The sequence below is a fragment of the Streptococcus sp. HMSC070B10 genome (genome assembly GCF_001808665.1).
Lineage (GTDB): Bacteria > Bacillota > Bacilli > Lactobacillales > Streptococcaceae > Streptococcus.
The window spans coordinates 380-14,686 of record NZ_KV794194.1; the positions used below are offsets into that span (position 1 = coordinate 380).

Consider the following 14,307-nt stretch of genomic DNA (forward strand, 5'->3'; position numbering starts at 1 on the left):
TTTTTGGTTGATCTGGTGTTACTGTAACTTCTTTAGCTTTAAGCGTTACTTTGAACTCTTGATCTGTATCTTTATCTTTATCGAACTTACCACCTTCTGGGTATGTATTAGATACTAATTCATATCCTTTGTTTTCAAGTTCTTTGATTTTCGCTTTTACATCAGCCTCTTTTGTAAGTGGTGTATCTGAGTCACCTTCTTCAGTAATAGCATCAACACCTGGAATTGGGTTTCCTTTTTCATCTACGAAAGTTGTTTTAGCTTTTTGAGTATCTTTTACGTAGTTAATCGGCGTACTTTGAGTTGGATCGTTTGGAATATCTGGAATGACATATCCTTTAGTTGGATCTTGTGGATCTACTGGTTTAAGTGGTTGTCCATTTCCATCTTTTGGAGTCATACCTGGTACGTATGGTAATACCGGTTTATCAGTTCCTGGTTTTGTTGGATCATCTGGATTATTCGGATATTTGATTGGGTTTGTTGGTTGTCCCGGGATATTTGGTACCCATGATCCTAGTGGTTTGTATGTTACTACTTCTTTAATATCTTCAGAATCACCTGTTACATTTACCACCGCAACACTTGCTTTGTCAGCTAAGTATCCTTTAACTACTGGTGATTTAACTTCAGCTAAGTCTTGTGCTGGTGTCCAGTCTCCGTATGTAACTTCTCCTGTTACCAAGTTCACTTTTGCTTCACGTGTGAATTTAGCTTCTTGTGTTACTGTTTTTGGTGTTCCATCTTCATTTAATACTGGAGTTCCATCTTCGTACACATAAGTGATTGTACGTGTAACAGTTTTGTTTAGATCTTTTTCTTCCAAGCCAGCTGGGTATTTAGGTCCATCTGGGTTATTTGGATCTACTGGAGTTCCTGGTGTTTTTGGTTGATCTGGTGTTACTGTAACTTCTTTTTGTTTAAGTGTTACTTTGAACTCTTGATCTGTATCTTTATCCGTATCGAACTTACCACCTTCTGGGTATGTATTAGATACTAATTCATATCCTTTGTTTTCAAGTTCTTTGATCTTAGCTTTAACATCAGCTTCTTTTGTTAATGGAGTTTCTGATCCACCTTGTTCAGTAATTTCAGCTACCCCTGGAATTGCATTTCCTTTTTCATCTACAAATGTTGTTTTCGCTTTTTGAATTGCTGTATATTTAACAACATATTCGTAATCTTCATCTGTAGCTGTTGTTGCTTGTACTGGAACTTTTTCTACACTTGCGATGTAACCTTCTTTTTGAGGTACTGCAAGTTCTGGAAGATCAGTGCTTTGTCCATCAGTTCCTTTCCAGTTAATATAAACTGGTCTGTCATTAGAGTTAATTACCGCTTTACCTTCTGCAGTTAACTTGATTGAACCTGTGTAGCTTACAGTTTGTTTTTGTGATGGGAATACTTCTGTACCTGCAAGATTTGCAACATTATCAGCGTATACAAATTTAATTGTACGGTTTACTTCTTCTACTTTTGTTTTCTTAACATAATCATACTCTGCTGGGGTAACAAATGCAGATCCATTTATACCTTTAGCTTTTAATTCTTCTTCAGAATATAAATCTCTTGCTCTTGTCTTCGTAACACTTAGTGTTCCTTTTACGTTTTCAGGAGGAAGATCCGCAAGAACGTATTCTTCTCCATTAACTTCTTTAACTAAGTCTACGGAATCATTACTTACATCATATTTGTTTCCAAGTACATTAGTATAATCTTTCGAACCATCTTCACTTAAAGGTATATTCCCCGTATATCTTGTTGGTTCAAAACCTATAACTTCACCTGTTACTAAATCTTTGAATGTTCTAACAACAGCTCCTGTTGGTGGCTCACCTTGAACTTTACCGTCACCATGAACTTCCCAACCATTTGGCACTGTAGTTATAACATCTTCTTTCTCACCGTTAACAGATTCTCCACCTGATACAGTAAGAGTTGCTGCAGTTTTATCGTTTCCTACATAACCTGCTTTAATTAATCCATTTTCATAAGTAATATTAGAATATTCACTTGTTAAAGTTTTGTCTTTTATTACTTTTTCAATTCCTAAAGATTGTAAAGGCATAGAAACGGTAGAACCTTCTTGAATAGCACCTTCTGTAACTGTAAGTTCTAACTCAGTTGGTGAGATTAATCGAGGCGTTAATGTGAACCCACTATCACGACCATCGTTGAGAATCCAAACGTTGTTTTCGTTAGCTTTAACATTAGCCCATCGACTAGCTGGACGATATGTAATACTATCTCCTTTATTAGGCTTAATAGTAGACGCTGTATTTAATCCATTTACAAAGTTAGAACTTCCTTCAAGTTCTTTGAATTCAGTAAAATCTGCATTAGGAAGTTTGATTGTAAATTTAGATCCTACTCCATAACGAACATCTGAATCAGTTTTTAATACGATTGAATCACTTCTACCTATTTGCTCATTGTTAAGGTATGTCAATCCATTGTTTTCACTTAGTGATACACTCGTACCTTGTTTTTGATAGCTAGGTTGTTGACCTTTTCTTGTATAAGTATGTTCCAGAACTGTACGCCCATCAATTTTAATAGTCGCTGTATACGGAGTGTCTTTTGAAATTTGTGGAGCTAAATATCCATTACCCGATAAATTACTCGCTCCAAACGACACATTCGGATAGTCTTTTACTTTATCGTTCCACTCGATGTTGTAAGTATATGTTCCAGTTTCGTTAGCTACCGCTGGTTGCTCAGCAACACGTTGGTCATAAGTCATACCACGTTGTGTACGTTGTGCCCAATATGGTACAGATTTATTATTGTTGTTTCCTGTAGTTGTTTTAAAGTCGATAGATTTAACTTTACCAACTACTGTTCCATCAGTCGCTCTGATTTCCGTATTATTTGCCAAACCAGCACCTAACTCAGCTAAGTTAGTAAGTTCAATTTTTGTAATAGAACCCGCTTTAAGAGTTGATGTACTAATAGTAGTATCAAATCCCCATCCTGTAGGAGCCGTATTATCTGCATTCATATCAACATAAGCGTTTGTTACAGCTTTAACTGTTTCTCCATCTTTAAAAACATCTTTACCTGTAATTTTTGATGCAGTAGCAGCTAATACCGATTCTACTTTACCTGCATGGCCAGCACGTTTCATTTCCGTATAAACTGCTTCAATGGCAGCAGAAAGACGATTAACTTGGGCTACCATTTGGTCTTTAGAAGCATCGGATGAAAGTAATCCTTTAGATGCTACTGCTTCTAACTTAACAGCAGCAATTGCAGCTGACAATTTTTGTTTAGCTTCAACATCTTTGACTTCTTTATCTGAAAAGTTTGAAGCAACTGTTGCCATTACTTCTGCTTCTGAAGTCAATTGAGTAAGAACTGTTTTAACATCGTCTTGTGCTTTTTCTGTTGCAGCTTTTTCAGATGTTTCTTTGTTAGTTTTTTCTTTGTCTGCTTCTTTTTTATCAGCTTGCTCTTTATCAGATTTTTCTGTTGCAGCTTTATCGGTAACTTCTTTTTCTGCTACAGGTTTAGCTTCAGTTTTAGCATCTTCTTTTACTTCAGGTTTTTCATCTGCTTTTACAGCATCAATCTTTAATTCTGGAAGTTCCTCAACAACTGGTGTTGTTGAACCAGAATCAGATTTCTGTTTATCAGAATTTGTAACTTCTGTAGCCTTTGCAGAATCAGTGTTTGTCTCATCAGCTTTAACAGCATTTGCTCCTAAAAGAAGAGCAGTCCCCAAAAGAACACTAGCCGCACCAAAACTATACTTACGAATAGAAAAGCGCTGGGCTCTTCTACCATGGTATTTTTCCATTCTTGAATACATGTTTTCTCCTTGTTTATATATGTTAATTTAGAATAAGGTTAAAGTCCTCAGTTTTCCCTTCCTCTCCTGCTAAAGAACACCTTCTTTAACGAAACTACAACACAATACTCATTATTCTATTTTACCATATGTTTTTAACATCAGTCAACCAAAATGATCTATATATTCTCGCTTTTTGTATAATATTTTTGTACCCAAAATACAAAAAGAAGGAATTACCCTTCTTTTTATTATAATAACTTTTTTATTTTATTTACGGTTTGATACGGTGCAACATACGTGGGAATGGAATAGCTTCACGGATGTGTTTTGTTCCTGCTGCGAAGGTTACCATACGTTCGATACCGATACCAAATCCTCCATGTGGAACTGTACCGTATTTACGAAGATCAAGGTAGAATTCATACTCTGTACGATCCATGCCAAGTTCATCCATCTTAGCAACTAATGCATCGTAGTCTTCCTCACGCATAGATCCACCGATGATTTCTCCATAGCCTTCTGGAGCAAGCAAGTCTGCACAAAGCACGCGCTCTGGATTTCCAGGAACTGGTTTCATGTAGAAGGCCTTGATAGCTGCTGGGTAGTTCATGACAAATGTTGGCACACCAAAGTGGTTTGAAATCCAAGTTTCGTGTGGTGAACCGAAGTCATCTCCATGCTCAAGATGCTCGTAGTCAGCGTCTTCATCATTTTCATGTTCTTGCAAGAGGTCAATGGCTTGATCGTAAGTGATACGTTTGAATGGCTCTGCAATGTAGCGTTTCAATAGTTCTGTATCACGTTCCAAGGTTTCTAAGGCTTGAGGCGCACGGTCAAGAACACCTTGAAGAAGAGCTTTTACATAAGCTTCTTGCAAGTCAAGTGATTCATCATGTGTCAAGTATGAGTACTCTGCGTCCATCATCCAGAACTCAGTCAAGTGACGACGTGTTTTTGATTTTTCAGCACGGAATACTGGACCAAAGTCAAAGACACGGCCAAGAGCCATAGCACCTGCCTCTAGGTAAAGCTGACCTGATTGGCTCAAGTAAGCTGGCGTTCCGAAGTAGTCTGTTTCAAAGAGTTCAGTTGAATCTTCAGCCGCATTTCCTGATAAAATTGGGCTATCAAACTTCATGAAGCCGTTCTTGTCAAAGAATTCATAAGTTGCATAGATGATAGCGTTACGGATTTGCATAACAGCTACTTGCTTACGAGAGCGGAGCCACAAGTGACGGTTGTCCATCAAGAAGTCTGTTCCGTGTTCTTTTGGTGTAATTGGGTAGTCTTGAGATTCACCAATCACTTCGATGTCTGTAATGTCCAACTCATAACCAAATTTAGAACGTTCGTCTTCTTTGACAATACCTGTCACATAAACAGACGTTTCTTGGCTCAAGCGTTTGATAACATCAAACTTCTCAAGTCCCACTTCTTCACCAAATTTTTCCACAAAATTTGGTTTAAAGGCCACACCTTGGAAGAAAGCTGTTCCATCACGCAATTGCAAGAAAGCAATTTTTCCTTTTCCTGATTTGTTGGCAACCCAAGCTCCAATCGTCACTTCTTGACCAACATAGTCTTTTACATCAATAATCGTTACACGTTTTGTCATTATTTTTCCTTTTCTTTTTCTTTTATTTTTCCATAAATGCTTTCAAGCGTTTAACTGCTTCTTTAAGCGTGTCTAGGTCTGTCGCATAGCTGAGGCGGACATTTTCTGGCGCTCCAAACCCTGCTCCTGTTACCAAGGCTACTTCAGCTTCTTCTAGGATAGCAGTTGTAAAGTCTGTCACATCCGTATAGCCTTTCATCTCCATTGCCTTTTTGACATTTGGGAAGAGGTAGAAGGCTCCTTGCGGTTTGACCACTTCAAATCCTGGCACCTCAGCAAGAAGGGGATAGATGGTATTGAGACGTTCCTCAAAAGCCTGACGCATGCTTTCCACCGTATCTTGCTCGCCTGATAGAGCCTCAACTGCTGCATACTGGGCTACTGCTGACGGGTTTGAAGTTGTTTGACCTGCAATCTTGGACATGGCAGCGATAATGTCTACTTCTCCAACGGCATAGCCAATACGCCAGCCAGTCATAGCATAGGTTTTAGACACACCATTGATAACCACTGTTTGCTTGCGAATTGCTTCTGATAGACTAGAAATAGGTGTGAACTCATGGCCATTATATACCAAGCGCCCATAGATATCGTCTGCTAGGATGAGAATATCATTTTCTACAGCCCAGTTCCCGATTGCTAAGAGTTCCTCACGGGTGTAAATCATACCTGTCGGATTAGATGGTGAATTCAGCACCAAAACCTTGGTCTTGTCTGTGCGAGCTGCTTCTAACTGCTCTACAGTCACCTTAAAGTGATTGTCTTCCTTAGCAGGAACAAAGACTGGCACACCCTCTGCCATCTTAACCTGATCTCCATAGCTGACCCAGTAGGGGGTTGGGATGATAACTTCATCACCTGGATTGACCACAGCCATAAAGAAGGTATAGAGAGAATATTTTGCTCCTGCAGCTACTGTCACTTGATTTGGCACTACAGAATAGCCGTAAAAGCGCTCAAAGTAGGTATTGACTGCTGCCTTGAGCTCTGGCAGGCCTGAGGTTACTGTATAAAAAGAAGCACGCCCATCTTGAATCGATGCAATGGCGGCATCTTGGATATTTTTTGGAGTAGTGAAATCTGGCTCACCCAAGGTTAGAGACAAGATATCTCTTCCCTCAGCCTTCAGTGCTTTGGCACGGGCTCCAGCAGCCAAGGTCACACTTTCTTCCATTTCTAAAACACGGTTGGATAGTTTCATAGGCCCTCCTTATTGACCAATGCTCCTGTTTCAAAATCTACTAGATAAAAATCAGATCCTGACTTGACTTCCCAGATTGGCTTGTCTTGATAACGGCCAAAGGTAATTTTGTCAATCTCGCCAGCTCCTTTTTCCTTAGAAACCGCTTCTGCTTTTTCTTGTGAAACACCTTGATTTAGCTGATAAACATAAATCTTATGGTCATCTTTTCCAATCAGGACAGCAAGTGCTTCTTGCTGTTTATTACGACCAAGAACGCTGTAATAAGATTCCAAGCCATTGTATAAATCAACCTGATCAGTCTGCTCTAATCCTGCATACTGCTGAGCTAATTTTTCTCCTTCACTTTTAGCTGTTTGATAAGGTTTCATGCTAAGAGAAACCAGATACAGAAAGGAAGCACTGATAACCACAAACAAAATCGTCATCCCTAGACCATACTGCCACAGTAGATTATTTTTTGCTTTATTTTGTCTTGTTTTCACTCGTCTATTTTACCATCTATTGGGCTTTATTACAAGTGAATGCAAGAACAATCGCACTTTATTTCTTCCTTCAAAGCAAACCAGAATTCAAAAAACAGTTCTTACTTTTCCAGTGGCAACTGACTAGAGTTTCAGCAATTTTATAATTTTCAAATAAACTCTGAGCAAATTTCTTGCAAGTCCTTTTATTATGTTGTAATATATTTTATAACAACGAGAGACTTCTCGGAAATTTAAGAAAAAGGAGACACATCATGTCTAAAAAAGTATTATTTATCGTCGGATCACTACGTCAAGGTTCTTTCAACCACCAAATGGCTCTCGAAGCTGAGAAAGCACTTGCTGGTAAAGCAGAAGTTAGCTATCTTGATTATTCAGCTGTCCCTCTCTTCAGTCAAGATTTAGAAGTTCCAACTCACCCAGCTGTAGCAGCTGCTCGTGAAGCAGTTCTCGCTGCGGATGCCATCTGGATTTTCTCTCCAGTCTACAACTTCTCAATTCCTGGTACAGTGAAGAACTTGCTTGACTGGTTATCTCGTGCCCTTGACTTGTCTGATACACGTGGCGCTTCTGCCCTTCAAGACAAGTTTGTCACCGTATCATCTGTAGCCAATGCAGGTCACGATCAACTCTTCGCTATTTACAAGGACCTCTTGCCATTTATCCGTACACAAGTCGTTGGTGATTTCACTGCTGCGCGTGTTAACGACTCTGCTTGGGCAGATGGAAAATTGGTTCTCGAAGAAACAGTCCTAAACTCACTTGAAAAACAAGCTCAAGACTTGGTCGCAGCAATTCAGTAAAAAATAGATAGTTTAAAAAGTCTTTAATATCAAAATGAGCAACTTTTAATTTTAAGTTGCTCATTTTTTGTGCTATCTAATACTATCCTACTAGTTAAATCAGTATTGACACTTTTTTATTTAGCGATGTCTTCTAGCATGGCCACGTGTTCCTGGTCCAGTTCTAATCGGTTTAACTTGTTTACCTGGACGCGAAGGAGCATGGTGTACTGGTCCATGATGAGGTCTCGTTAAATGCGGTTTAGGCTGAACACTTGGTTTTGGATGAGTAACAACTACGTTTGGTTTTGTAACAACTCCGACCACATGCGTGTGGCTAGTGGTGCCAGTATGAATGACACTTGTCACCTCTGAATGAGTTTCAGTTTCATTTGTTGTAATAGTGACAATCGGTGTTGTTGGACCCGCTGTTGCCGCATTTGAGGTAACAGTGGTTGTCGTTGTAGTTGTAGTCGTAGCCGTTCCACCAGGAACAGGTTTTGTCTCTGTTTTCTTATTAACAGATGTTTGTGAAGAAAAATCTGTTGGTTTAATTGCAGCCAAGGCTTCAGCTGGAGTTAAGCTAGGTTTTGAATCAGTAGTCGCTACCGGTTTTGGTTGCACAGCTGGTGTTGGTGTAGCTGGAGTAGATACTGCCGGTTTAACAGGTGTTACCGGTGCAGGGGCTACTGGTTTCACTGGAGCAACTGGTTGTGGTGTGGCAACAGGCGCTGGAGTTACTGGTGTCGAAATTACTGGTTTGACTGGTGTTGATGGTGCTACCGGTTTTGGTTTAACTACAGGTGCTGGCTTAGCCGGAGTTGACACTGCTGGTTTAACCGGTGTTACTGGTTTTACCGATACGACGGGTTTTGCAACAATTGGTGATGATGCAACAACTGGATTCGGAACAGTCAAAACTGGTTTGATAGAAATTCCATTCCCTAGACTAGAAGGAGTTGCTGCAATAGTTGTTACTCCTTGTGGAGTGACATTTGGTTTATGAACAGTCGTATCCACTGACGCTACTGGTTTATCATCAATTCTTGTGATTTTCCAATTATCATAAATAACTGCACCAGTAACGAGGTTAACTCTCGCCACTCTTTCAAAAACTACAGATCGAACTACATCTTTGAAAGCTTGTTTGCCATCTTTTTGATATTTGTAGTGAATCGTCTGCTTGGTCATTTTTCTCAGTGTATCTAAGTTTTCAACCGATTTAGGCCAAACAGGTGACAATGCATCTCCTGCTACTAATGGATTTCCAGCAATTGGTTTTGGATCATCTGCTGTAACAGTCACAACTTTTTCGATTAATTGAACTGAGAATACTTGATCAGTTTGTTTTTCACTGTCGAAACGTTTATCATTAGCATTTGCAAAACCATCATGTACTAATTCATATCCTTGTTTTAGGTACTGATTAATACGAGTTTTTGAATTATAAACAATTGTTTCACCTGGAAGACCAACTACACTATCCACATTTCCTAAAACTTTAGGACTTGTTTCTGTTTGATTGAGGTATTTAACCTGTGCTTTTTGTTGAGCAAGATAATCATAAACAACATGGATATCAGCCTGTGTCAAATGTCCCTTACTATTAGCAGGTGTTTGCGACAAGACATATACCACACCATCTTTTTCGAAACGCTCAGGAACTTTAGCAGTCACATCATAGTTGTTCCCCAACAAGTTAATGAGTTTTGTACTCTTATCATGTGGTGTATTGAATGTTTCTAAAATAGCTTGACTTGTTTTATCGCGATACTGAATATCAACTTTACCAAATTTAGCTTCTTCGTACACAGCTACCACGTTGGCTTGAGCTCGTGTAATCGTACCATATGTCTTCGTATTACTATAAAAGCGATCATTCTGTGCATACTCTTTGAAGACATAATATTTACCATTTGGCGAATGTAATAGATAAGGTGCTGTGATAGATGTTGTTTGAATTCCCTTGTTGTCTTGAACTTCTGTCTCAGTTGTATTTCTCTCCAAAGTAGCTACATAGCTAGTATCAATTTTGGTAGATGGTCTTACAGTAGTAAATTTGTCTTGAAGGATACCTCCATTTTCCACCGCTGCAATGGCAGGAAGGAGCATTTTTCCTTGAGTATCAACAAAGCGAACCGCTACATCTCCATAGACAAGGCGTCCATCTGTTTTAACCATATCTGGGTTGGCAATTTTCCAGTCAGAATCAGCAGCTTGTTCGTATTGGTCTGTAAGATTTTTACCTTTGGCATCAACAACTGTCAATGTTCCCGGAACATTTGATTTAAAACCATTTCTAGCTTCATTCAGATAATTAACTGTGTGACTTGTCGGAACACGGTCAACTCCAAAATCTTTTGTACGTAATACATAGGTTCTGCCAGCCAACATCTTTCCAGAAACGAGTTCAAAGGTTAATTCATTATCAGCAGCCTTAAGAATCTTGAATTTGGCATGTTGACCAGGCTCTTCACGAGGTGCCTCCAAAATAACATTATGGCGATTTACCCTTGTTCTTGATGTATCAGGGCTAGTATTTATCATTTCGACATTGTGGGCACCACGTTCAACAAATTCACCGACAGTAGCAAACTTATTGAATTCTGTATCATTGATACGAACGGTGAAACGGGTCCCTGCACTAAAGTTTGATTTCCATGTTCCGATACGAAGAGTGCTGTTATATGTTTTGATACTACCATCATCATCCAACATAACATCACCTGTGAAGTTAGCTGTAGCTGGTGTATCATAAACTTTAGGTGCTCCTATATCTGTTTTAATCACAGTGTAATTCTTAGTGACTACATTTTGACCATTAACTGAAATAACACCAGTTACAGACTTATCCACGTTCACTCGAGGATAACGAATTCCACCTCTGTATTGAAGTTCAAAAGTAACATCATCTAAGCGTTCAATTTCGTCAGTAAAACGGTATGTTGCTTCAATATGACTCCCTTTGTCAATTAAATCCCATGATTCTTTTGTGTCCAAAGCAACGTCACGGTCTCCACGTGAAGCCCAGTATGAAAGGCTTCCAGCTTTGGCATTATCATTTTTCTGAACCAGACTCACTCGTTCTGCAAATACTTTACCTTCAGCAACCAATTTTTGAGGAAGATTATTATCTTGTGGCAATTCCTTCAAACCAATTGTAAAGATATCCCCCTTATGATAGGCACCATTTTTAAATTTTAATTGGAAGCGATAATCAGCAATACCTGTTGAAGTTACACGGTCGGCCATGTCAATTGTACCACTGGCAATAATATTTCCATTATCGATAGCTACATCCTGTGTTTGAGTTGGCGATAGACTAGCACTAATTTTCTTGCCGTGTCCTGCACGTTGCAACTCAGTATAAACTGTTTCAATAGCTGAATACAGTTGATTTAATTGAGTCTTAAGATTTTCTACACTAACAGATGAATCTTTCAACAAGGATTTTGATTGTGAAATCTGAATTGTTGCTGCCTTAACAGCTTCTTGAACTAAGGCTTTTTCTTCAGCTTTACGATCTGCTTCTTGAGCATAACGAACAGCAACTTGATTTAAAACTTCTGCTTCTGATACAACCTGTTCTAAGGTTGTTTTTTCGACTGATTTTTCTTCTTTTACGTTCTCACTTGAAGTAGGTGAGGTAGTTTTTTCTTCACTAGACTTAACTTCTTTAGAAGTGAATTCTTTTGAGTCCGAAGTTTTTGTCTCAGATGCTACCTTAGATTCTGCTTCCTTCTTAAGAAAGGCATTGATATCTAATTCTTCTTTTTCCAAAACTGGAGCTTGAAGAGTTGAAGGTAATTCTGCTATTTTTTCCTCAGATTTCTCTTGCTTGGTCTCTTCTGGTTTTTCAGAGACTTTTTGTTCTTCTTTTTCAGTGCGATGTGAATCTACTTTCTGTTCATCTGCACTCACATTTGAATAAGTACCAAAAACCATCAAGGCAGCTACAGCAACAGATACTGCACCAAAACTTGATTTTCTAATGGAATACTTGTTTACCTTATTCATTTGATTCCGTTTTACTCTTGAATACATATATTTTCTCTCTAACTTTTTATGATAAAAAAGGGAGTGGAATTGATGCTGTATTGACATACATTCTCACTCCCTAAAACACTACACTTCAATATTTTGTTGTCTAGAGTTTTGTTTTGATTTTATTCATCTCGTTTTGCTTTTCCAACTAAACTGAATCCAGCAATTAGGCCAAGCACTCCTAGAGCTTGAGCCATACCAGAAGAGTGACCAGCAGTTTTTGGAAGTTCTTTTTCCTCCTCTTTTGGAGCTGGAACTGCTGACGGCACTTTTGGAGCTGGGGTCGGGGTTGGAACTGGAGTTGGCGTAACTTGTGGAGTTGGAGTTGAAGTCGGTACCGGGTCCGGCGTAACTTGTGGAGTTGGGGGCGGAGTCGGAATTGGAGTTGGTGTAACTTGTGGAATTGGTTGAACATTTCTATAAGTTACAGTTACAACTTGATTTCCAGTTTCTGCTGTAATTCCTTGAACCGAATCTACCTTAGCAAGATCAGGATTGTATCCTGCAATGGTTGGAGACACCACTTCGTCAAAACTTGTTACTCCATCTTCAGAAACCCAAGATGTACTTGTAGTTTTACCTGTTACATTATCGATACTTAACATACGTGAAAAACTTACTTGATCATGGTGATCTTCACTTGCTTTTGTACCATCTGCAAATACATAATGGATCGTTCTCTCTACTACTTTAGGAACATCTTTTTTAACAGTGATCTTATGTTTCAATAGAACTGTATAGTCTTGAACTTTAGTTTCATCTGTATCAAAAGTTGCATCTGTAGGGAAACCATCTTTCTGTAATAAGTACCCTTTTTCTATCAATGATTTCAAAACAGTTTCTGTCGTATAAGCAATCTTTTCTCCAGATTTACCAGTAACATTGTCTGTATGAACGACCTCATCCTTATTATCAACATCTATATAACGAACCACTGCAACTTGATCTTTCTTGACGTAAATTACCTTTGTATCTTCACCTGGATTTTCAGGTGTGACACTTGTACGCTCTGGTTTGTAGCCTACAATTTCAGGTACTGCAGTTTCTCCAGCTTTACGAGGATCATTTGCATCATTCATGTATTGTGGTTGAGGAGCATTTACAATCACATTTCCAGAAGCATCTACTGGAATGATTTTACCCAAAGCTTTATATGTAACTGTATCTGTTGCTTTTGGTGAATCTGGCGTAACTGTCTTAGCACCAGCTTCTGATTTATCAGCAAAATATCCTGCCACAACTGGGACTTTAACTATGCCATAGGTATGGTTCTTGTTTTCCCAAGTTGTTTCTTTAGTCGCTTCATTATATGATCCCTTGAAGACAAAATCATTTTGCACATTATCTTTAGGAGTTGCAGAATCTGCACCAGTAAAGCTCACAGTTTGCTCTGTTTCCTTAGATACTGGATCAATAATTTCATTATATGTTACAAAGGTATCTTTTCCGATACGATCAGGATCAGATTCATCATTTGGTTCGATTGTCTTGTCAACAATATTATATCCCCAAACAGTTGGTTGCGTATTATTTAATACATGGAATTTTGGAGCCGCAGGAATTTTTGTTTCCGCTGCTTTTGTTGCATCGTTTGGATCATTATCATAGTACTTATAGAGAGCGTCTTCAATGTTTTGTACAACCTCTCCTTGTTCATTGATATATTGTCCTTTATTATTGACTGCTACAATACGTCCCATTTCTTTCAAGTCGACATTAACTTCTGTATCTTGAGGAGAATTTGGGTTAACCTCCATCGTTCCTATTTTATTCACAGTAGCATAGAATTTTGGTGTAATAGGAGTTCGTACTGCTTTGAACACTGCATTAACAGATGAATCAGCTTCTGAATTAGTTGAACTATCTGGCTCTGCTACAGTGGCACGTTTACCTCTTGATGAACGACGTACTGAACGCTCACCATTTTCTGTCACAGTTAAGCCTAATGGAGACTCTTGAGAATTAGTAACTTGTGGAGCTAAAGCTAGTCTTACACTAGATGATCTTACAACTCTTGTTACACTATTATTTGCTACTGTAGGAGTTGTAGCTGATGGTTGAGATGCTACTGGAGCTACAACATCTTGGTTTTTAATACCAGTAATCTTCCATTGTTCATAATTGATATCACCAGAAACCAAATTCACAAGAGCATTTCTTTCATAGCTGATATGTTGATCAATCGTTCCATATGCAGCTTTTCCATTTTTAAGGTAACGGAAGTTGATACGACGAGTTATTGTTTGAGTCAATTTCTCCATTCTCTCGACAGTACGTGGCCAATTTGGTGTATTTGGTTGTCCTGGATTGACTGGGGTGTTTGGTTGTGGTTTAGGATCTTTCGGTGTTACACGTTCAACACGTTCTGAAAGGGTTACAGTGTAGAC

General features: G+C 38.8%; 6 protein-coding genes and 1 pseudogene. 1 reads left to right on the forward strand and 6 read right to left on the reverse strand.

Annotation, left to right across the window (positions count from 1 at the left end; translation table 11 throughout):
* The 4 genes from HMPREF2613_RS06350 to HMPREF2613_RS06365 all read right to left on the reverse strand — a co-directional run.
* Window positions 1-3,811 (reverse strand): mucin-binding protein (locus tag HMPREF2613_RS06350; RefSeq protein WP_070479763.1); only part of this gene is annotated, 3,811 nt, incomplete at its 3' end.
* A 253-nt stretch (window positions 3,812-4,064) separates the two neighbouring features.
* Window positions 4,065-5,408 carry an asparagine--tRNA ligase gene (gene asnS, locus HMPREF2613_RS06355; protein ID WP_000167160.1) on the reverse strand — a complete coding sequence of 448 codons (1,344 nt, stop codon included), beginning with the start codon at window positions 5,406-5,408 and terminating at the stop codon, window positions 4,065-4,067.
* Between the two features lie 22 nt (window positions 5,409-5,430).
* On the reverse strand, window positions 5,431-6,609 hold the full coding sequence (locus HMPREF2613_RS06360; protein ID WP_070479764.1) for a pyridoxal phosphate-dependent aminotransferase: 1,179 nt from the start codon (window positions 6,607-6,609) through the stop codon (window positions 5,431-5,433).
* A complete protein-coding gene (locus HMPREF2613_RS06365; protein ID WP_070479765.1) occupies window positions 6,606-7,094 on the reverse strand; it encodes a cell wall elongation regulator TseB-like domain-containing protein in 489 nt (162 codons plus the stop codon). Before HMPREF2613_RS06365 ends, HMPREF2613_RS06360 begins: the two co-directional genes overlap by 4 nt.
* A gap of 254 nt (window positions 7,095-7,348) precedes the next feature.
* Here HMPREF2613_RS06365 and HMPREF2613_RS06370 point away from each other — a divergent pair, with 254 nt between their 5' ends.
* On the forward strand, window positions 7,349-7,897 hold the full coding sequence (locus tag HMPREF2613_RS06370) for an NADPH-dependent FMN reductase (protein WP_070479766.1): 549 nt from the start codon (window positions 7,349-7,351) through the stop codon (window positions 7,895-7,897).
* 120 nt (window positions 7,898-8,017) lie between these two features.
* On the opposite strand, the gene HMPREF2613_RS06375 is transcribed toward HMPREF2613_RS06370, so the two are convergent.
* The gene (locus HMPREF2613_RS06375; protein WP_070479767.1) at window positions 8,018-11,893 is read right to left on the reverse strand and encodes a mucin-binding protein; all 3,876 of its coding nucleotides are present in this window, start codon (window positions 11,891-11,893) and stop codon (window positions 8,018-8,020) included.
* Window positions 11,894-12,042: 149 nt separating this feature from the next.
* Window positions 12,043-14,307 (reverse strand): annotated as a pseudogene (locus tag HMPREF2613_RS11555) (hypothetical protein); the annotation flags it as partial.

Coding starts and splice junctions, on each gene's coding strand:
- asnS (WP_000167160.1), bottom strand. CDS start 5,408: ATGACAAAACGTGTAACGATTATTGATGTAAAAGACTATGTTGGTCAA.
- HMPREF2613_RS06360 (WP_070479764.1), bottom strand. CDS start 6,609: ATGAAACTATCCAACCGTGTTTTAGAAATGGAAGAAAGTGTGACCTTG.
- HMPREF2613_RS06370 (WP_070479766.1), top strand. CDS start 7,349: ATGTCTAAAAAAGTATTATTTATCGTCGGATCACTACGTCAAGGTTCT.
- HMPREF2613_RS06375 (WP_070479767.1), bottom strand. CDS start 11,893: ATGAATAAGGTAAACAAGTATTCCATTAGAAAATCAAGTTTTGGTGCA.